Source organism: Micromonospora humida, assembly GCF_016901255.1.
Taxonomy (GTDB): domain Bacteria; phylum Actinomycetota; class Actinomycetes; order Mycobacteriales; family Micromonosporaceae; genus Micromonospora; species Micromonospora wenchangensis.
Window position 1 is genome coordinate 459,564 of sequence record NZ_JAFEUC010000001.1, and the last position, 21,098, is coordinate 480,661.

The 21,098-nt window shown below is 72.7% G+C and carries 15 protein-coding genes; 9 read left to right on the forward strand and 6 right to left on the reverse strand.

All coding sequences use genetic code 11. The features are described from left to right. Positions 1-11 precede the first annotated feature (11 nt). The 8 genes from JQX11_RS01905 (at position 12) to JQX11_RS01940 (ending at position 9,279) form a co-directional block, all read left to right on the forward strand. On the forward strand, positions 12-974 hold the full coding sequence (locus tag JQX11_RS01905; RefSeq protein ID WP_204923169.1) for a sulfotransferase domain-containing protein: 963 nt from the start codon (positions 12-14) through the stop codon (positions 972-974). A gap of 90 nt (positions 975-1,064) precedes the next feature. After that, positions 1,065-2,894 carry a hypothetical protein gene (locus tag JQX11_RS01910; RefSeq protein ID WP_307826054.1) on the forward strand — a complete coding sequence of 610 codons (1,830 nt, stop codon included), beginning with the start codon at positions 1,065-1,067 and terminating at the stop codon, positions 2,892-2,894. A 144-nt stretch (positions 2,895-3,038) separates the two neighbouring features. Next, complete coding sequence (locus JQX11_RS01915; protein ID WP_204923170.1) at positions 3,039-4,100, forward strand: extracellular catalytic domain type 1 short-chain-length polyhydroxyalkanoate depolymerase; 1,062 nt, start codon at positions 3,039-3,041, stop codon at positions 4,098-4,100. Between the two features lie 55 nt (positions 4,101-4,155). Further along, positions 4,156-5,325 carry an ABC transporter ATP-binding protein gene (locus JQX11_RS01920; protein WP_204923171.1) on the forward strand — a complete coding sequence of 390 codons (1,170 nt, stop codon included), beginning with the start codon at positions 4,156-4,158 and terminating at the stop codon, positions 5,323-5,325. Next, positions 5,322-6,149, forward strand: coding sequence for an ABC transporter permease (locus JQX11_RS01925; protein ID WP_307826018.1), 828 nt, complete (start codon positions 5,322-5,324; stop codon positions 6,147-6,149). The genes JQX11_RS01920 and JQX11_RS01925 overlap by 4 nt, the downstream gene beginning before the upstream one ends. Positions 6,150-6,197: 48 nt before the next feature. Further along, the gene (locus JQX11_RS01930) at positions 6,198-7,064 is read left to right on the forward strand and encodes a 3'(2'),5'-bisphosphate nucleotidase CysQ (protein WP_204923172.1); all 867 of its coding nucleotides are present in this window, start codon (positions 6,198-6,200) and stop codon (positions 7,062-7,064) included. Next, entirely contained in the window at positions 7,061-7,975 is a 915-nt protein-coding gene (gene cysD / locus JQX11_RS01935) for a sulfate adenylyltransferase subunit CysD (protein WP_204923173.1), read from the forward strand. Before JQX11_RS01930 ends, cysD begins: the two co-directional genes overlap by 4 nt. Then, positions 7,975-9,279, forward strand: coding sequence for a sulfate adenylyltransferase subunit 1 (locus tag JQX11_RS01940; protein WP_204923174.1), 1,305 nt, complete (start codon positions 7,975-7,977; stop codon positions 9,277-9,279). The genes cysD and JQX11_RS01940 overlap by 1 nt, the downstream gene beginning before the upstream one ends. Here JQX11_RS01940 and JQX11_RS01945 read toward each other — a convergent pair. The 6 genes from JQX11_RS01945 to JQX11_RS01970 form a co-directional block, all read right to left on the reverse strand. Beyond that, on the reverse strand, positions 9,263-10,897 hold the full coding sequence (locus tag JQX11_RS01945; RefSeq protein WP_204923175.1) for an FAD-dependent monooxygenase: 1,635 nt from the start codon (positions 10,895-10,897) through the stop codon (positions 9,263-9,265). The genes JQX11_RS01940 and JQX11_RS01945 overlap by 17 nt on opposite strands. 272 nt (positions 10,898-11,169) lie before the next feature. Continuing rightward, positions 11,170-11,790 carry an acyl-CoA-like ligand-binding transcription factor gene (locus tag JQX11_RS01950; protein WP_204923176.1) on the reverse strand — a complete coding sequence of 207 codons (621 nt, stop codon included), beginning with the start codon at positions 11,788-11,790 and terminating at the stop codon, positions 11,170-11,172. A 177-nt stretch (positions 11,791-11,967) separates the two neighbouring features. Continuing rightward, a complete protein-coding gene (katG, locus tag JQX11_RS01955; RefSeq protein WP_204923177.1) occupies positions 11,968-14,244 on the reverse strand; it encodes a catalase/peroxidase HPI in 2,277 nt (758 codons plus the stop codon). A 23-nt stretch (positions 14,245-14,267) separates the two neighbouring features. Further along, positions 14,268-14,696, reverse strand: coding sequence for a Fur family transcriptional regulator (locus JQX11_RS01960; RefSeq protein ID WP_204923178.1), 429 nt, complete (start codon positions 14,694-14,696; stop codon positions 14,268-14,270). 147 nt (positions 14,697-14,843) lie between these two features. Then, a complete protein-coding gene (locus tag JQX11_RS01965) occupies positions 14,844-15,884 on the reverse strand; it encodes a LacI family DNA-binding transcriptional regulator (protein ID WP_204923179.1) in 1,041 nt (346 codons plus the stop codon). Positions 15,885-15,956: 72 nt separating this feature from the next. Beyond that, entirely contained in the window at positions 15,957-17,516 is a 1,560-nt protein-coding gene (locus JQX11_RS01970) for a glycoside hydrolase family 43 protein (protein WP_204923180.1), read from the reverse strand. A 633-nt stretch (positions 17,517-18,149) separates the two neighbouring features. On the opposite strand from JQX11_RS01970, the gene JQX11_RS01975 reads away from it, so the two are divergent. Beyond that, positions 18,150-20,999, forward strand: a complete 2,850-nt coding sequence (locus JQX11_RS01975; protein ID WP_204923181.1) for a glycosyl hydrolase family 95 catalytic domain-containing protein — start codon at positions 18,150-18,152, stop codon at positions 20,997-20,999. Positions 21,000-21,098 lie beyond the last annotated feature (99 nt).

Below are 21,098 nucleotides of genomic sequence, written 5' to 3' on the forward strand. Positions count from 1 at the left end.
GAGGTCTTCCGATGGACACCCCGATCACCGGCCGGTCGATCATCATCAGCAACGGTCGGTGCGGATCCACGCTGTTGTCCGACCTGATCCACGAGGAGCCGGACACCCTGTCGGCCCAGGAGTTCTTCATGTCGGTCGCGCCGTGGGCCCGCAGCGCCGAGGTGCTCACCGGTGCCGAGTACTGGGCGGTGCTGGCCAGCCCCAAGGCGGAGCTGTCCACCCTGTTCCGGATCGGGCTGCCGCCCAAGGAGGTCCGCTACCCGGCCACGGGCCGGTGGGCCGACCGGCTGACCGAGCTGCCGCGCATCCTGGCGATCACCCTGTCGAAGCTGACCGCCGACCCGGACGCGTTGTTCGACCAGCTCGCCGAGCGGGTGCCGCAGTTCCGCACCCAGACGGTGGCCCAGCACCACCACGACTTCCTCGACCTGCTCGCCGTGCTGACCGGCAAGACCCGGTGGGTGGAACGCTCCGGCGGCTCCAGCCACGTGGCGCCGTACCTGCTGCGGGGCTTCCCGGACTGCAAGGTCGTCTACCTGACCCGCAACTGGGAGGACACCGCCCGGTCGATGAGCCGGCACTCGTCGTTCCAGCTCATCCAGTTGCGGGTGGAGTTCCTCGGCCGGTGCGGGCTGGACCCGTTCCGGGTGGGCGCGGACCAGACCGTGCCGGAGGACCTCCAGCCGTACCTGCCGGACCGGCTGACCGCCGACGCGCTGCGCGAGCGGGGTCAGGACCTGCGCCGCTACCTCGGGTTGTGCGCCTTCATGAGCAGCCAGGCCGACCAGGCGCTGCGCGACGTGCCCCCGGAGCACCTGCTGCGGATGTCCTACGAGGACCTGGTCGCCGACCCGGTGGCCGAGCTGACCGGGCTCGGCCGGTTCCTGGACTTCCCCGACCCGTCCGGGTGGGCCGAGCGGATGGCGTCGCGGGTCGTCGCCCCGGCTCCCCGGAAGTTGCCGGCCGCCGTCTGAGCGGTCCCTGTGTGTCCCTGCCCGTTCCCGGGTCCGCCTCCGCCGGGCCCGAGAACGGGTGTCCACCTTCCTGCGAAAGAGAGATTGTTGGTGAATCCACTCCGGTTCTCCGCACGGCGGTTGTCGACCGCCGTCGCCGTACTCGGGCTCGGGTCGGTGTTGGCGGTTCCCTCGGCGGCGCTCGGTGCGCCACTCGACGCCGCCGACCCCGGCAGCGCGGCCAGCGCGGCCGGCGCGCAGCAGAGCAGTCCGCAACTGCTCGCCAAGGCCCAGCCGGACGAGTGCTTCGCCGGGATCGGGCTGCCGTACCCGGCCGGCCCGCCGTGCGCCGACGGCAAGGCCAAGGTCAACCAGGCGTACCTGTGGGGGATGACCCGGGCCGGCAAGATGCTGTGGTTCGGCACCGGAGCGAACGTCAACTGCCTGACCAGCGGCCGGGCCCTGCGCAACACCACGCCGACGGTCAACGACGACTGGGTCTGCGAGTACGGCGAGAGCCAGGTCGCCAAGCGCAACCCGCAGCTGCCGCCGATCCTCGGCGACCACCGGCAGCCACGCCTCTACACCTACGACACCCGCGCCAACAAGCTGGTCGAGAAGACCGACCTGGTGAAGGCGGCCTCCACCGAGGACGCCAACCGGTTGCAGACCACCGCGGGCATCCGGGCGGCCGGCAACTTCAACGGGGTGGCCCTGCTCGGCGGCCCGGCGCTGGGCACCAGCGTCAACCTGTTCGCGTTCGACACCGACACCGGCGCGTTCCTCGGCTCCCGCAACTTCCCGATGTACGGCAACATCCGGCACTTCACGGTGGCCGGTGACGCCCTGTACGCCGGGGTGGGCGTCGGCGCGAACGGCGGCGAGCGTGGCAACGTGCTGCGCTGGACGGGCAGCAAGTCCGACCCGTTCGCGTTCACGGTGGTGGCGAACCTGCCGGCGCAGGCCGCCGACCTCACCGTCCACCAGGGGCGGCTGTTCGTGACCACCTGGCCGGGTTCGGACGCCGAGCTGGCCGGCCCGACCGCCGGTGCCGCCGCGCCGCCGCCGAGCATCGCGGCGGTCTGGATGAGCCCGCCGCTCGCGTCGGGTGCCCCGGGGTTGAACCCGGAGGACGCCGACGGCTGGCAGCAGGTGTGGAACGTGTCGGAGTACGAGCCGGACCCGGTGGTGGCCCGCGCGTACGCCCTGGGCGGCCTGGCCTCCTACGGCGGTTTCCTCTACTGGGGCACGATGCACGTGCCGATGAAGGCGACCACGGTGCACATGGCGACCTACCCGCCGGCCGACGAGGCGGCGGCCCAGGCGACCATCCAGAACACCCAGCGGTCGATCAGCATCTACCGGGGTCGCAACTTCGGCTCCCACTTCGAGAAGGTCGACCTGTTGTACGGCGCGACGGAGCTGCCCGCGTACGACCCGGCGGCCAACAACGGGGCCGGGGCGTGGGCGTTGCAGTCGACGCACCAGACGCCGAAGTTCGGGCCTCCCGGTTTCGGCAACCCGTACAACAACTACACCTGGAAGATGGTGGTGGCCGGCGGGAAGCTGTACGTCGGCACGATGGACTGGAGCTACCTGGCCAAGGAGCTGGGCAAGGAGACCGCCGCCGAGCTGGGCCTGTCACCGGCGCTGGCCGACGACCTGGCCCGCGCGCCGATGGACGCGGCCGGGATGCGCGCAAGCGCCCTGCCGGAGGCGGTCTACGGCGGTGACCTGTACGCCTTCTCGTCACCGACGAAGGCGGCGACGACGGTGGACAACACCGGGTTGGGCAACTACCTGAACTACGGCATCCGCAACATGGTCGCCGACGGCCCGACGCTCTACCTGGGCATGGCGAACCCGATGAACCTGCGGGCCGACCCGACGGACGACGTGCCCGAGGGTGGTTGGGAGCTGCTCCGGCTGCGGGGCTACTGAGCTGGCGGGACGCCGGCCCGGCGACAGCGTCGTCGCCGGGCCGGCGGCCCCGGCCCGTACCGGCGCGGGTGGTGCCGCGTGCCCCTTGCCGAATCCTGGCGCGTCCCTGACGTTGCTCGAACATTCCCGGGCGAAAGTATTGATATGATGCCTTTTACCGTTTTTCGCCCTGAAGTCGGGCGGCGTCGCACCGGCCGGTCCACCGCCCGGATCGCGGGAACGCTCGCGCTGCTACTCGCCCTGACCGCCCCGGCGGGATGCAGTCCCCGCCGCGACCGGGCCGACTCCCCCACCGGCCCGACGGCCGACGCGCCGTCCGGCGCGACCCGGCCGGCGGCGGACACGCCCGTCGGCAGCTCCACGCACACCCTCACCGTGGACGGGCGGGAACGCAGCTACCGGCTCTACCGGCCGGCCTCGGCCGACCTGAGCGGGCCGGTCCCGCTGGTGGTGATGCTGCACGGCGCGGCCGGCACCGGCGAGCAGGCCGAGCAGGCGTACGGCTGGACCGGCCAGGCCGACCGGGACGGGTTCCTGGTGCTGTTCCCGGACGGGCTGAACCGGGCCTGGGCCGTCGGTCCACAGTGCTGCGGGGCACCCGCCCGCGACGGCGTCGACGACGTCGCGTTCATCACCGAGCTGGTCGCCACGGTCGGCCGGGAACTGCCTGTCGACCCGGCCCGCCGGTACGTCACCGGGATCTCCAACGGCGGGCTGCTGGCGTACAAGCTGGTCTGCGACACCACGACCTTCGCCGCGATCGGCGCGGTGGCGAGCACCCTCACCGGGCAGTGCGCCGACCCGAAACCGGTGTCGGTGCTGCACATCCACGGCCAGCAGGACCAGACCATGCCGTACGGCGGCGGGCCCGGCCGGCGGGACAACGGCGGTACCGGACGCAACCCGGTGAAGATCGACGGCCCGCCCACCCCCGAGCTGGCCGCCCGCTGGCGCAGCATCGACTCCTGCGGCGCACCGAAGGTCACCACCGACGGGCCGGTCACCCGGTCCACCGCGAGCTGCCCCCAGGGCCGCGCCGTCGAGCTGATCACCGTCGCCGGCGCGGGCCACCAGTGGCCCGGCGGCCGACCCAACCCGCCCCGGGCGGAGAAGCTGCTCAACCTCGATCCCCCCTCCACCGCGCTGAACGCCACCGACACCATCTGGCGGTTCTTCGCCGCGCACCCCCAGCCCTCCGGCGGCTGACGGCACCGCCGCCGGCCCCGTCGGCACCCGCACCCCCTTGAGGACAGGAGTTGAGATGCCCAGCAGAGACGGGCCGGCCGTGGTCGAGGTCGACAACCTCGTCAAGCGCTACCCCCGCACCGACACCAACGCGGTCGACGGGCTGTCGTTCACGGTCACGCCGGGCGAGATCTTCGGGCTGTTCGGGCCGAACGGGGCCGGCAAGTCCACCACCGTCGGCATCCTGACCACCCGGTTGCGGGCCACCGGGGGCCGGGCCGTGGTCTGCGGGGTCGACGTGGGCCGGGACCCGGCCGCCGCCCGTGCCCACCTGGCCGTGGTGCCCCAGCACAACAACCTGGACCGGGCGCTGACCCCCCGGCAGAACCTCGTCTACCACGCCACCTACCACGGGGTACGGCGACGGGAGGCGCACGCCCGCGCGGCGGAGCTGCTGGAGCGGTTCGGCCTCACCGAGCGGGCCGACCGGCGGATCGAGGCGTACTCGGGCGGCATGGCGCAGCGGTTGATGATCGCCCGTGCGCTGACCCACGAGCCGGCGGTGCTCTTCCTCGACGAGCCGACCAACGCCCTCGACCCGCAGACCCGGCTGCTGATCTGGGGGCAACTGCGGCAACTCCGCGAGCGGGGGGTGGCGATCGTGCTGACCACCCACGCGATGAACGAGGCGGCCCGGGTGGTCGACCGGGTCGGCATCGTCGACCACGGCCGGCTGCTCACCCTGGACACCCCGACCGCCCTGGTCCGGGGCCTGGCCGGGGACGCGCTGCTCGACCTCACGGTCACCCCGGCCGGCGGGGACGACCCGGACGCGCTCTGCGCCGCCCTGGGCGAGCTGCCCGGCGTACGCAAGGCGGAACGGGTGGCGACGCCGACCGTGCCGGCCGGTGGGCGGCCGGGCGGCGCTGCGGCCGGGCTGGCCGGGGTCGGGGCGGGTGGGGCCGGGATGCTGGCCGCGCTCGCAGCCGGTGGTGGGCGGCCCGGCGCCGGCCGGCTGGCCGCCCTGGCCGGGGCGGGCCTGCTCGGGCGCGGTGGCGGGGCGGCCGGCAACGGCGGTCGCGGCCGGCTGCGCATCCGCCTGCACCTGGCCGGCGATCCCGCGACGCTGCTCGGCCCGGCGGTGACCGTGCTCGCCGCCCGCCAGGCGGCGGTCAACGCCGTCGACGTCGGCGAACCCAGCCTGGAGGACGTCTTCATCGAACTCACCGGAAGGCAACCGAGGTGACCGCTCTCGACACCCCGACCCCGCTGCGCCCGACGGCCACACCACCCTCCCGGCCCGGGACCGGGCGGGTGTTCGCCGCGGTGCTGCGCCGCGACCTGATGGTCACCGGCCGGGAACTCTGGGTCATCCTGGTCCAGGTCGGACTGACGCCGCTGTTCATGCTGTTCGTGTTCGACACCGTGCTGGGCAGCCAGGGCCTCGTCGGGCGCGGTTTCGCCGACGTGTTCCTGCCCGGCATCATCGCCCTGGCCGCCCTCACCACCGCGTTGCAGAGCGTGGCCCTGCCGTTGGTGAAGGAGTTCGGCTTCACCATGGAGATCGAGGACCGGTTGATGGCGCCCCTGCCGACCGGGTACGTCGCGATCGGCAAGCTGGTGATCGCCACCATCCGGGGGCTGCTCGCGGCCGTGCTGATCTATCCGCTCGGCGCGCTGATGGTCGGTTCCGCGCCGTGGCGGCCGGCGGGGCTGCCGCTGGCGTTCGTGGTGGCGCTGCTCGGGGCGTGGATCGGCGGGGCGATCGGGATGAGCCTGGCCACCACCCTGCCGGTGCAGCGGATCAACGTGACCTTCTCGGTGATCCTCACCCCGATCATCTGGACCGGCTGCATCCACTACCCGTGGCCCCGGCTGTCGTCGGTGCCCTGGTACCAGGTGGTCACCGCGCTCAACCCGATGACGTACGTCTCCGAGGGGGTGCGCGGGGCGCTGCTGCCCGGCGTGCCGCACCTGCCGGCGTGGGTGTGCCTGACCGTGCTGACCGGGGTGGCCGTCGTCCTGACCTGGGTCAGCGTCCGCTGCTTCACCCGCCGGGCCGTCCAGTGACCACCCGCACCCCCACCGCCCGCGTACCCGACAGGTCGAGGAGTTGCCATGGTTGACCCCACCATCGCCGAATCCGACGTGGCGCTCGCCCGCCGGCTCGCCGCCCACGCCGGTGAGCTGCTGCTACGGGTACGCGCCGACCACGGTCACGCCGACCCCGCCGCGTTGAAGGCCGCCGGTGACCGGGCCGCCCACGACCTCCTGCGGGCCGAGCTGGCCCGGTGCCGGCCGGCCGACGCGGTGCTCTCCGAGGAGGACGAGGGTTCCCGGCTGGTGGACACCGGCGACGGCGTGTCCCGGCGGACCGCCGAGCGGGTGTGGATCGTCGACCCGCTGGACGGCACCCGGGAGTTCTCCGAGCAGGGCCGCGCCGACTGGGCAGTGCACGTGGCGCTCTGGGCCCGCGACGCGGCGACCCCGCACGGGCTGGTCGCCGGTGCGGTCGCCTTGCCGGCGCAGGGCCGGGTGCTGACCACCGACGTCGCCGACGCGCTGCCGGCCGCGCCGCCCCCGCCCGACGGGGTGATCCGGTTGGCGGCCAGCCGCAGCCGTCCCCCCGCGTTCCTGGCCGCGCTGGCCGGGGAGGTCGGCGCGGAACTGGTGCCGATGGGTTCGGCGGGGGCGAAGATCGCGGCGGTGGTGACCGGTGACGTGGACGCCTACATCCACGCGGGCGGCCAGTACGAGTGGGACTCCGCCGCACCGGTGGCGGTGGCCACGGCCGCCGGGTTCCACGCCTCCCGCATCGACGGTTCCGCGCTGACCTACAACGAGGCGGACCCCCGGCTGCCGGACCTGCTGGTCTGTCGCGGCGAGCTGGCCGTGCCGCTGCTCGCCGCGCTGCGGCGGCAACTGGCCGGCACGGCGGCCACCTCCGGTTCCCCCGTCCCCCACCCCGGAAAGGACCCGCGATGAGCAGCGGATCGGCTGCGTACCAGGTCTCCCAGCTCGACGAGTTGGAGGCGGAGAGCATCTTCGTGATGCGTGAGGTGGTCGCCGAGATGGAGCGGCCGGTGCTGCTCTTCTCCGGTGGCAAGGACTCGATCGTGATGCTGCGGCTGGCGCAGAAGGCGTTCGCCCCGGCCGGCATCCCGTTCCCGGTGATGCACGTCGACACCGGGCACAACTTCCCGGAGGTGCTCGACTACCGCGACCAGCGGGTGACCGAGCTGAACCTGCACCTGATCGTGGCGAGCGTGCCGGAGGCGCTGACCCGGGGCCTGGTCCGTGAGTCGGGTGACGGGATGCGGAACCGGATCCAGACGCCGGTGTTGTTGGACGCGGTGGAGAAGCACCGGTTCGACGCGTTGTTCGGTGGGGCGCGGCGGGACGAGGAGAAGGCGCGGGCGAAGGAGCGGGTGTTCTCGTTCCGGGACGAGTTCGGGCAGTGGGATCCGAAGAACCAGCGGCCGGAGTTGTGGTCGTTGTACAACGGTCGGCATCATCCGGGTGAGTCGATCCGGGTGTTCCCGTTGTCGAACTGGACCGAGTTGGACATCTGGCACTACATCGCCCGGGAGCGGGTGCCGTTGCCGTCGATCTACTACGCGCACGACCGGGAGGTCGTCGAACGCGACGGCATGCTCTACGCCGTCAACGAGTTCTTCACCCCCCGCGCGGGCGAGGAACCCTTCACCGCCCGGGTGCGGTACCGCACCGTCGGGGACGCGTCGTGCACCGCCGCCGTCCGCTCCGACGCGGACACGGTGGAGAAGGTGATCGACGAGGTCGCGTCGACGCGGATCACCGAGCGGGGTGCCACCCGGGGCGACGACCGGGTCAGCGAGGCCGCCATGGAGGACCGCAAGCGGGAGGGCTACTTCTGATGAGCACCGAGATGCTGGCACCGGCCGGTTCCCCGGCCGAGGCCCGACCGATGGACCTGCTGCGGTTCGCCACGGCGGGCAGTGTGGACGACGGCAAGTCGACCCTGATCGGTCGGCTGCTGTACGACACGAAGTCGTTGTTCACCGACCAGTTGGCCGCGGTGGAGGCGGTCAGCGCGGCCCGGGGCGACGAGTACACCAACCTGGCGTTGCTCACCGACGGCCTGCGGGCCGAACGGGAACAGGGCATCACCATCGACGTCGCGTACCGGTACTTCGCCACCCCCCGGCGCAAGTTCATCATCGCCGACACCCCCGGGCACACCCAGTACACCCGCAACATGGTCACCGGCGCGTCCACCGCCGACCTCACCCTGGTCCTGGTGGACGCGCGTAAGGGTCTGGTGGAGCAGTCGCGGCGGCACGCGTTCCTGTGCTCGCTGCTGCGGGTGCCGCACCTGGTGCTGTGCGTCAACAAGATGGACCTGGTCGACTTCTCCCAGGAGGTCTTCGAACGCATCGCCGACGAGTTCACCGCCTTCGCGGCCAAGCTCGACGTGCCCGACCTCGCGGTGATCCCGGTGTCGGCGCTCCAGGGTGACAACATCGCCGCCCGGTCGGAGAACATGCCGTGGTACGAGGGCCCGTCGCTGCTGCACCACCTGGAGCACGTGCACATCGCCTCGGACCGCAACCTGGTCGACGTCCGGTTCCCGGTGCAGTACGTGATCCGCCCCCAGTCGACCACCGTCACCGACTACCGGGGCTACGCCGGGCAGGTCGCCTCCGGGGTGCTCAAGCCCGGCGACGAGGTGATGGTCCTGCCGTCGGGGTTCACCAGCCGGATCGCCGCCATCGACACCGCCGACGGACCCGTCGACGAGGCGTTCCCCCCGATGTCGGTCACCGTCCGCCTCGACGACGAGATCGACGTCTCCCGGGGCGACATGATCTGCCGACCGAACAACGCCCCGACCGTCTCGCAGGACATCGAGGCGATGGTCTGCTGGATGGACGAGACCCGCCCGCTGGAGATCGGCGGCCGGTACGTCGTCAAGCACACCACCCGTTCAGCGCGCGCCATCGTCCGCGAGCTGCACTACCGGCTCGACGTCAACACCCTGCACCGGGACGAGACCAGCACCGCGCTCGCGCTCAACGAGATCGGCCGGATCAGGCTGCGCACCACCGTGCCGTTGCTGGTGGACGACTACCACCGCAACCGCACCACGGGCGGTTTCGTCATCATCGACGAGACCACCAACCGCACCGTGGGCGCCGGGATGGTCATCCAGCGGGACTGACCCGACGCTCCGCATCGGCCGGCCCGGCACCCTCCCCCGCCGGGCCGGCCGAACCACGTCGACCCCGCTCGGCGCTCGGGGGGCCGAACCAGCGGGTGAGCGCGGCGGTCAACCCGTCGGCGTCCGGCCCGTCCGGCGGGGACTGCCAGGCTACGTAGCAGTCCGGGCGCAGCAGCAGCGCGGTCGGCATGGCGTCGCCGGGCGCGTCGGCCGTCGCGCCGTCCGACGTGAACCGGCCGGTGAGCACGTCGACCCGGTCCCGCCACGGCCCGGCCGCTCCGGCGTGGACGCCGGTGGGGTCGAGCAGCAGCGGCCGGGCGGTCCGGGTCAGCTCGGCCAGCCGGACCGGGCCGGTGCCGGTGTGCCACACCAGGTCGGGTGCGAAGCGTCCGACCAGCGGCCCGTCGGCGTCGCCCATCGGATAGCGAACGTCCGCTCCGGCCAGCAGGGCGGCGACGTGGGCCGCGTTCTCCGGCCGGTCGAGCAGTTCGCCGAGGAGCACCCGCAGCGCGGTGACCTCGCTGCCGGGGGCGATCAGCGCCGACTGGGCCTGGGTGGACATGGTGACCCGGTGCGCCACCGGTCGGCGTTCCGCCTCGTAGGAGTCCAACAGCCCGGCCGGGGCCCGGCCGTGCACCTGGGCGGCCAGCTTCCAGCCCAGGTTCACCGCGTCCTGCAGGCCGAGGTTGAGTCCCGGCCCGCCGATCGCAGAGTGGACATGGGCGGCGTCGCCGAGCAGCAGCACCCGCCCGGCGCGGTACCGCTCGGCGAGCCGGGTGTTGCCCCCCACCAGTCGGCGCAGCAGGTGCGGCCCGGGGCCGGTCGGCGGATCGATCGGCACGTCGACCCCGAGCACCCGGGCGACGCTGGCGCGCAGCTCGGCGAGGGTCAACGGCCCGTCGAACCGCGTCGACTCGGGCCACTCGATCGTGCTGAGGCCCGCCGGACGCCCGGTGAAGGGGGCCCACACGATCAGTCCCCGCTCGGTACGGGTGTGCCGGAACGGTGCGACGGTGCCGTACCCGGGGACCACGAGGTCGCCGGTCGCCGGGTCGACCAGCTCCGCAGGCAGGCTGACCTGGGCGGTTCGGGAGACGGTGCGGTCGGTGGACACGCCGGGGAAGCCGATCCCGGCCAGCCGGCGTATGACGCTGTGCCCGCCGTCCGCGCCGACCAGGTAGCGGCAGCGCAGGGTGGTGCCGTCGGAGAACGTCACGCGTACGTCGTCCACCTCCTGGGTCAGCCCGGTCACCTCGTGTCCCCGGCGGACCTGTACGCCCAGTTCGGCGGCCCGTTCGGCGAGCACCCGTTCCAGGTGTTTCTGCGGGGCCTGGAGCAGGTACAGCGGGTTGTCCGGCACCGCCCGCAGGTCCAGCGGCAGCGCGCCGAAGACGAACCCGGGCGCGGGCTGCGGCGGTGCCGGGTCGTCGACGAGGCGGTGGTGCAGGCCCCGCCGGTCGAGCGTCCGGACCACCTGCCCGACCAGTCCGTTGGCGCGCTGCTCGGTGGTGGGGGCGGACAGCCGTTCGCAGACGAGGGGCCGGACGCCGGCCAGGGCCAGTTCGGCGGCGAGCAGGAGACCGTTGGGGCCGGCGCCGACGATCACGACATCGATCATCGCAAGATCCCTTCCAGGGTGGGGTGGATCCGCTCGCCACTGCGGCGGCGGACCGTGGGCAGGACAGGACACCCCGACGGGGGCGAGGGTGGACGTGGTGGGCCGGGCGTGGGCGATTCAGCGCGGGCGGTCGTCGCGGTGCGCGGATGAGGCAGACGGCGCGGTCGGGCCGGCCGACGCACGGTCAGGGATGCACGGTCAGCGGCGGCACGGGAAGCGGGCGGGGACGGGAACAGGGCAGGGACACGGCCGAGGCGACGCAGGGGACGTGGTCACCGCGGCGTGGGCGCCGGCAGGCCGGCGGCGAGTTGGGCCAGCGCGTCGGGGAGCAACCGCTGCATCGAAACGGGCGGATCGGCACGCAGGTAGTGCCGGATCGCCGCGTTCACGGCGGCGGTCACACTGGCCGCCACGAGGTGGGGGTAGAGGTCGCGGTCGGGGTCGGTGCCGGTGCGTTCGGCGACGGCCGCGGCCAGGTCGGCCTCGGCGATCGCGCCCGCGCGCAGCATCTCGCCCTGCAACGCCGGTTCGGCCAGCATCACCGCGAGCCCCTCGACCCACTCGGTGTGTGGGCTCGGCGGCGACTCGGCGACCTCGGGGCCGGGGGCGAAGCGGGTAAGCGTCGCCGCGATCAGCGCCGACCAGAGGGGTTCGTCGGCCGGCCGTCGGCGCAGCGCCTCGGCCACCCGCCGGCTGCGGTCGAGGTGCCGGAAGGCGATCGCCTCGGCCTTGCTGGAGAAGTAGTTGTTGAACGTACGCGGGGACACGCCCACGGCCTGGGCGATGTCCTCCACCAGGACGTTGTCGAAGCCCCGGACGACGGTCAGCCGGATGGCCGCCCAGCTCAGCGCCGCCCGCGTCTCGGCCTTCTTGCGCTCCCGTAGCCCGCTCACCCACCCAGCATAACCAAAACTGCGTGACACGCAATATTACGTGTCACGCAGTTTTAGCTTCCGGCCCGGCGTCGTTCGTCCTGTGGGAAGCAGGGGTCGCCCCCACCCGCCCCCATCCGCCGCCGAAAGCCGGACGGGCCCCGGCCGATCGGCCGGGGCCCGCACAGCACGGTCGGATCAGGACAGGTCGAACCGGTCCAGCTCCATGACCTTCGTCCAGGCCGCCACGAAATCGGTCACGAACTTGGCGCCCGCGTCCTGGCTGGCGTAGACCTCGGCGAGGGCGCGCAGCTGGGAGTTGGAGCCGAAGATGAGGTCGACCGCGGTGGCGGTCCACTTCACCTCGTCGGTGGCCAGGTCCCGGATCTCGTAGACGTGCTCCTCGGACTCCGACGCCTTCCACCGGGTGCCCGGGGAGAGCAGGTTGGCGAAGAAGTCGTTGCTGAGCACGCCCGGCCGGTCGGTCAGCACGCCGTGCGCCGTGCCGCCCACGTTGTTGCCGAGGGCCCGCAGGCCGCCGACGAGGACGGTCATCTCCGGCGCGGTCAGGTTGAGCATGTACGCCCGGTCGACGAGCAGCACCTCCGGCTGGGTCTTCTCACCCGGACGCAGGTAGTTGCGGAACCCGTCGGCGCGCGGCTCCAGCACGGCGAACGACTCGACGTCGGTCTGCTCCTGGCTGGCGTCGGTGCGGCCCGGCCGGAACGGCACGGTCACCTCGACACCCGCGGCACGGGCGGCCTGCTCGACGGCGGCCGAGCCGGCCAGCACGATCAGGTCAGCGAGGGAGATCTTCGCGCCACCGGCGTCGTTGAACTCGCGCCGGATCCCCTCCAGGGTAGCCAGCACCGTGGCGAGCTGCTCGGGCTGGTTGACCTCCCAGCTGCGCTGCGGTTCGAGCCGGATCCGCGCGCCGTTGGCGCCACCGCGCTTGTCGGTGTGCCGGAAGGTCGCCGCCGAGGCCCAGGCGGTGCTGACCAGCTGCGCGGTGCTCAGGCCGGAGTCGAGCACCTTCGCCTTGAGCGCGGCGACGTCGGCGTCGGACACCAGCTCGTGGTCGACGGCCGGCACCGGGTCCTGCCAGAGCTGAGGCTCGGCGACCCAGGGGCCGAGGAAGCGGCTGACCGGGCCCATGTCACGGTGCAGCAGCTTGTACCAGGCCTTGGCGAACGCCAGCGCGAACTCGTCGGGGTGCTCCAGGAAGCGCCGCGAGATCTTCTCGTACGCCGGGTCGACGCGCAGCGACAGGTCGGTGGTGAGCATCGTCGGCTTGTGCTTCTTGGCCGGGTCGTGGGCGTCCGGGATGATCGCCTCGGCGCCCTTGGCGACCCACTGCTTGGCCCCACCGGGGCTGGTGGTCAGCTCCCACTCGTAGCCGAAGAGGATCTCGAAGAAGCGGTTGCTCCACTGCGTCGGCCGGTCGGTCCAGGTGACCTCCAGACCGCTGGTGATGGTGTCCCCGCCCTTGCCGCTGCCGTGGGTGCTCAGCCAGCCCAGGCCCTGCGCCTCCAGCGGGGCGCCCTCGGGCTCGGGCCCGACGTGGTCGTCGGCGACGCCCGCGCCGTGGGTCTTGCCGAAGGTGTGGCCGCCGGCGATCAGCGCGACGGTCTCCTCGTCGTTCATCGCCATCCGGCGGAAGGTCTCCCGGATGAAGTGCGCCGCCGCAGCCGGGTCGGCGTTGCCGCGCGGGCCCTCCGGGTTGACGTAGATCAGGCCCATCTCGGTCGCCCCGACGCCGGCCGCCATCTCCTTCTCGGAGGCGTAGCGCTCGTCGCCGAGCCAGGTGTCCTCCGGGCCCCAGAAGATCTCCTCGGGCTCCCACACGTCCTGCCGGCCGAAGCCGAAGCCGAAGGTCGTGAAGCCCATCGACTCCAGGGCCACGTTGCCGGCGAGCACGAGCAGGTCGGCCCAGGAGATCTGCTGGCCGTACTTCTGCTTGACCGGCCAGAGCAGCCGGCGGGCCTTGTCCAGGTTGGCGTTGTCCGGCCAGCTGTTCAGCGGCGCGAACCGCTGCCCGCCGTCACCCGCGCCACCGCGGCCGTCCTCGATCCGGTACGTGCCGGCGGCGTGCCAGCTCATCCGGATCATCAGGCCGCCGTAGTGGCCGAAGTCGGCCGGCCACCAGTCCTGCGAGGTGGTGAGCACCTCGGTGATGTCCCGCTTGAGGGCCTCGACGTCGAGCTTGGCGAACTCCTGCGCGTAGCTGAAGTCCTCCCCCAGCGGGTTGCCCTTGGCCGAGTGGGCGTGCAGGACCGAGAGGTCGAGCTGGTTGGGCCACCAGTCCCGGTTGGTACGCGGACGCCCTCCGGTCTTCGGCTTCGGGGAGTCGATCGCCGGGTTCTCGCTCTCGCTACCCTGCGCGGTCACCGAGTCGTGCGCGACCGGGCAGCCGGCCGCCGCCTTCTGGTCCACGCCCTGCGCACTGGCGGGGGCGTTGTCCTGGGTGTCGCTCATGTACTTCCTTCCGAACTGGTGGATCACTGGGAGATGCGGTCGGCCGCGCAGTCGGGGCAGGTGCCCCAGTAGACGACCTCCGCCTCGTCGACCACGAAGCCGTGGTCGTCGGAGGCGGTGAGGCAAGGAACGTGACCGACGGCGCAGTCGACGTCGGCGATCACACCGCAGGAGCGGCAGACGACGTGGTGATGGTTGTCCCCCACCCGCGCCTCGTAGCGCGCGGTGGACCGGCCCGGCTGGATGCGGCGCACCAGGCCGGCCTCGGTGAGGGCCCGCAGCACGTCGTAGACCGCCTGGTGGGAGACCGTGGGCAGGTCGGACCGGACCAGCGCGATCACCGTGTCGGTGTCGACGTGCGGATGGTCCCGCAGCGCGGCGAGCACGGCCAGTCGGGGCCGGGTCACGCGCAGCGAGGCCGCCCGTAACCGTGCCTCGAGGTCGGCCGTCATGGCTCGACCATAGTCCGCTGTTCTGGAGCAAATCAAGTTTATGACCGGCGTGGCGGCGGACCTCCCTCCCCCGGGTGACGCAACCCTCACCCCCGTGCGACCGGCCGGGACGACGGAAGCGGGTCGGGCGGGAGCGGACGGGTGGGCTCAGCGGCGACGGGGTGGCGCGGTGCTGCCCCGCACCACCAGCGACGTGCCGAGCTCGTACCGGTCCTGCACCAGCGGCTGGCCGTCGGCCAGGGCCAGCGCCAGGCGGGCGGCGGTGGCCCCGATCTCCCCGAACGGCTGCCGCACCGTGGTCAGCGGCGGCGCCAGCCAGGCCGCCTCGTCGACGTCGTCGAAGCCGACGACGCTGAGGTCGTCGGGGATCCGCAGGCCCGCCTCCCGGGCCGCCGCGTAGACGCCCAGCGCCTGGAGGTCGTTGCCGCAGACCACGGCGGTGGGCGGCGCGGCCCCGGCGAGCAGCTCGACGCCGAGCCGCAGGCCGTCCTCGAAGGTGAACACGCCGCTGCGTTCGAGCCGCTCGTCGAACGGCACGCCCGCGTAGTCCAGCGCGGCCCGGAAGCCGTCGCGGCGGGCCCGCGCCGACAGGTCCCGGACCGGGCCGGTGAGCACCCCGATCCGCCGGTGGCCGAGGTCGACGAGATGGCGGGTGGCCGACAGCGCCCCGCTCCAGTTGCCCGACCCGACGGCGGGGACGGGGAACAGGTTGCCCACCGGGTCGACGGCCACCAGCGGAATGCCGGCGGCGGCGAAACTCGCCCCGTCCTCGGCCGTCACCAGGGAGAAGACCGTGATCACGGCGGCCGGTTGGCGCAGCAGCAGCGCCTGCGCCCAGGGCTGCCCGGCCCACAGGCGGTGCTGCACGTCGGTGAAGCCGACCGTGTGGTCCCGGGGGCCGGCGACCTCCTGCACCCCGCGCAGGATCGGCATGGCGATCGAGGAGAGCATCTGGTGGAAGACCACCTCGATGCAGGGCGTCACGCTTCCGGGCGGTCGACGGCGGTAGCCGTGGTCGCGCAGCAGCGCCTCCACCCGCTGCCGGGTCTGCTCACCCACCCCCCGGCGGCCGTTGAGCACCTTGGAGACCGTCGGCGGGGACACCCCGGCGAGTTCGGCGATCGTGGCGAGGGGCAGGTCGCCGCGCCGGGGCTTGCGGGAGCGGCGACGTCGACCTTCCTCGATCACACAGGGAAGTCTACGTGCGCCGGCGTGACCGCCCGGGCACCGGCGAGGGTCCCCGACCGCGCCGGCTCCCGCTCAGTGCGGTGCCGCCGCCGGCCGGTGGGTGAACCAGTCGAACGCCGCGCTGCCCCCGGTGACGTACATGCCGACGACCCGGCCGGTGAACCCGGCGGCGACCTCGGTGGACAGGTAGCGCCCGTCGAGTTCGGCCAGCACGACAGGGCCGGCCGGGCCCGCCACCTCGAAGGTGACCATGTCGCAGCCGGCCGCGCGTACCCCCCGGGGCGCGGTCCGGGCCGCCAGGTCGGCGGCGGAGGTGACGGTCGGCGGGTAGATGTCGTGGGTACGGGTGGCGACCGTCAGGACCACCGGGCCGTCCGGCACGGCGTGGGTGGCGAAGACCTGCCGGAACGGCCCGGCCCGGCCGACCACCCGGACGATGCCGGCCCGGACCTCCAGGTCGTAGTGGTGCGCCTCGTCGATGCGGATGGTGAGCCCGGCGGTGCCGGTGCCCGGGTCGACCCGCACGCTGGTCCGGCTGTCGTGGTACCGCTGCCGCAGCGCCACGATCGTCGCACCGGCGAGGTCGAGGGTCGCGCCCACGGCGTGCAGGGTGAGCCAGCCCGGCCGGTCGGTCAGCGACCAGCAGTCGTCCGGGCGGCTGCGGGGCGAGATCCACTCGGGCGCGAGGACGGCCGCGTCGAAGTCGTCGTGGAAGGCGTCCGGGCCGGCCGGGGCGGCACCGGCCGGGGCGCTGCCGGGGGGCGCGGCGGTGATCTCCCGGACCGGGTCAACGACCGGCCAGCCGTCGACCCAGCGCACCGGGGCGAGGAAGGTCTCCCGGCCGAGGACGTGGTAGGGCGGCCACTGGCCCCGGGCCCGGATGCCGAGCAGGACCAGCCACCAGCTGCCGTCGAGCGCCTGGACCAGGTCACCGTGCCCGGTGGCCTGCACCGGAAGGTCGGTGCTCCGGTGGGTGAGGATCGGGTTGGCCGGCGCGGGGGTGAACGGGCCACGCGGGCTGCGGGAGCGGGCGACCGAGACGGCGTGGCCGGTGTGCGTGCCGCCCTCGGAGAGCAGCAGGTACCACCAGCCGTCGATCCGGTAGAGGTGCGGGGCCTCCGGGTACTGGCCGCCGGTGCCCGACCACAGGGGGATCGGCCCCTCCAGCACCCGGCCGCCGTCCGGGTCGATCCGGTAGGCGTCCACGCCGGAGGTGGTCAGCCAGCAGGTGCCGTCGTCGTCCCAGGCCAGCGAGGGGTCGACGTGCGGCAGGTCGAGGTAGACCGGGTCGGACCAGGGGCCGGTGGGTTCCGGCGCGGTGACGATGAGGTGCCGACCCAGGCTGACGTTGGTGGTGACCAGCCAGAACCGGCCGTCGTGGTGGCGCAGGGTGGGCGCGAAGATGCCCCGGGACGCCTCGGTGTCGGCGGGGAGCGCCAGCTGGCCGGGCCGGTCCAGGATGTTGCCGATCTGCCGCCAGGTGACCAGGTCGCGGCTGTGCAGCAGGGGCACCCCCGGGAAGTACTCGAAGCTGGAGCAGACCAGGTAGTAGTCCGCGCTGACCCGGCAGACGCTCGGGTCGGGGTGGAATCCGGGGACGACCGGGTTGCGGTAGGACGCTCCGGTGGACACCGCGCGGCACCTCCTCGACGGCACAGGCACAGGCACGGTGGACGACGCCGGGGTGGGTTGCCGCGCCCCAGAAATGTTTGCGATAACATTTCGCAAACCCGGATGCTACGGAAGGCCGTCCGCCGATTCAAGGGCGGCACCGCCGCCCGGTGTCGCGCGGACGTCCCGCCCCGTCGGCCAGGTGCCGCCGGAGAACCGGTCCTGAGCTGGCATCCCACCCGCACGCCCGAGCTGGACGGCGGCCCGTCGGGCCATTCCGGACGCCGGCCGACAACCACCCGGGGCGGCCGGCGGACGACGACGCGGACCTCCGGACCGGGCCAGGAACATTCGCGCAACATGGCCGTCATATCTTGACGGAGCCCAAGGAATCCACGAGAGTCCATATGTGGCGAGATGGTGCGCCGCCGGGAGCTCGACGCGCCGTCACGGTAGTCATGGATGCCGACGTCAGGGCGCGACGGGCCGCGCCTGTTAGCGATAACAGCAGGGTTTCCGCTGCGGCCGATCGGAATACCGGTCCGGGCCGGGTGGCGGTCGACCGTGTCCCCGGCACCGGGTCCACGGCGGCGGCCACCAGTGCCGCCCTCCCCCATCCGCACCCGGCTCTGATCCGCACCCCTGGGAGAGAACATGTCTGAAGTGACCCGAAGGAACATCCTCAAGGCCGGAGCGGTGGGGGCCGGCGCCGCGCTGGTCCCGGTCGCCTGGTCCGCCACCGCCCGCGCCGGTTCGGCCGCACCACCGCAGGTGCTGGCCGCGAACGACCTGGCCCTGTGGTACGACGAAGGGGCCGGCACCGACTGGCTGCGTGCGCTGCCGATCGGCAACGGCCGGCTCGGTGCGATGGTGTTCGGCAACGTCGACACCGAACGGCTCCAGCTCAACGAGGACACCGTCTGGGCCGGTGGCCCGTACGACTCGGCCAACACCCGGGGCGCGGCCAACCTGGCCGAGATCCGGCGACGGGTCTTCGCCGACCAGTGGACCTCGGCGCAGGACCTGATCAACCAGACGATGATGGGCAACCCGGGTGGTCAGCTCGCATACCAGACGGTGGGCAACCTGCGGCTGGCCTTCGGGTCGGCCAGCGGGGCGAGCCAGTACGTCCGCACCCTCGACCTCACCACCGCCACGGTCACCACGACCTACGTGCTGGGCGGCGTACGGCACCAGCGGGAGGTCTTCGCCAGCGCGCCCGACCAGGTGATCGTGGTGCGGTTGACCGCCGACCGGGCCAACGCGATCACGTTCTCCGCCACGTTCGACAGTCCGCAGCGCACCACCGTGTCGAGCCCGGACTCCGCCACCATCGGGCTGGACGGCATCTCCGGCAGCCAGGAGGGGGTCACCGGCTCGGTCCGGTTCCTGGCCCTGGCCAACGCCGCCGCGACCGGGGGCACGGTCAGCAGCTCCGGCGGCACCCTGCGGGTCTCCGGGGCCACCAGCGTCACCATCCTGATCTCGATCGGCTCCAGTTACGTCAACTACCGCACCGTCAACGGCGACTACCAGGGCATCGCCCGTACCCGGCTCAACGCCGCCAAGGGTGTTGCCATCGAGCAGTTGCGCAGCCGGCACCTGGCCGACTACCAGGCGCTGTTCAACCGGGTGAGCATCAACCTGGGTCGTACGGCCGCGGCCGACCAGACCACCGACGTGCGGATCGCGCAGCACGCGAGCAGCAACGACCCGCAGTTCGCCGCGCTGCTGTTCCAGTTCGGGCGGTACCTGCTGATCTCGTCCTCGCGACCGGGCACCCAGCCGGCGAACCTCCAGGGCATCTGGAACGACTCGCTGACGCCGTCGTGGGACTCGAAGTACACCATCAACGCCAACCTGCCGATGAACTACTGGCCGGCCGACACCACCAACCTGTCCGAGTGTTTCCTGCCGGTCTTCGACATGGTCAAGGACCTGACGGTGACCGGGGCCCGGGTCGCCCAGGCGCAGTACGGCGCGGGCGGCTGGGTCACCCACCACAACACCGACGCCTGGCGGGGCGCGTCGGTGGTGGACGGTGCGCTGTGGGGCATGTGGCAGACCGGTGGCGCGTGGCTGGGCACGATGATCTGGGACCACTACCTGTTCACCGGTGACCTGGGTTTCCTCCAGACCAACTACCCGGCGCTCAAGGGTGCCGCCCAGTTCTTCCTCGACACGCTTGTCGCCCACCCGTCGCTGGGCTACCTGGTGACCAACCCGTCGAACTCCCCGGAGCTGCCGCACCACTCCAATGCCAGCGTCTGCGCCGGGCCGACGATGGACAACCAGATCCTGCGGGACCTGTTCGACGCCGCCGCCCGCGCCAGCGAGATCCTGAATGTGGACAGCACGTTCCGCTCGCAGGTGCGTACCGCCAAGGACCGGCTCCCCCCGACCCGGGTCGGTTCGCGGGGCAACGTGCAGGAGTGGTTGGCCGACTGGGTGGAGACCGAGCGCAACCACCGGCACGTCTCCCACCTGTACGGCCTGCACCCCAGCAACCAGATCACCAAGCGGGGCACCCCGTCCCTGTACGAGGCCGCCCGCAAGACCCTGGAGCTGCGGGGTGACGACGGGACCGGCTGGTCCCTCGCCTGGAAGATCAATTTCTGGGCCCGGTTGGAGGACGGCGCCCGCGCCCACAAGCTGCTGAAGGATCTGGTCCGCACCGACCGGCTCGCGCCGAACATGTTCGACCTGCACCCGCCGTTCCAGATCGACGGCAACTTCGGTGCCACCTCCGGCATCGCCGAGATGCTGCTGCACAGCCACACCGGTGAGCTGAACGTGTTGCCCGCGCTGCCCAGCGCGTGGCCCACCGGGCAGGTCGCGGGCCTGCGCGGGCGCGGCGGTTACACCGTCGGCGTGGCGTGGAGCAGCGGGCAGCCCGACGAGATCGGCATCCGCGCCGACCGCAACGGCACGCTGCGGGTGCGGTCGCGGCTGTTCACCGGCAGCTTCACCCTCACCGATGTCGCCGACGGCAGCGTGCCGGCCACCACCCGTCCGGAGACCGACGTCGTCCAGTTCGCCGTCCAGGCCGGGCACACCTACCGGGCGGCCCGGCCGGGCGTGACGCCGACCCCGACGCCGACCGCCACGCCCACCGCCACCCCCACGCCGACCCCGACCACCCCGGCGCCGACCACCCCGGTCCCGACGACGCCGGTGCCGACCACCAGCTCCCCCGCGCCCTCGGGGGCCCGGGCGACGTACGCGGTGACGGGCTCGTGGTCGGGCGGCTTCCAGGCGGAGGTCACGGTGACCGCCGGCGCGACCGCGATCCGTGGTTGGACGGTGTCCTGGACGTTCCCCAACGGGCAGACCATCAGCCAGATCTGGGGCGGCTCGCACACCCAGAGCGGCGCGAACGTGACCGTGAAGAACGTCGACTACAACGGGGCGCTGGCCGCCGGTGCCTCCACCACGTTCGGCTTCATCGGCACGGTGAACGGCACCAACAACGCGCCGACGAACCTCACCTGCACCACGAGCTGACCGGCACCGCACGTGTCGTCGCCACCTCGCTGCGCCCTCAGGGCCGGCCGAGGTGGCGACGACACGTCCCGCCCCTGCCGGCACCCACGATCCCCGAGT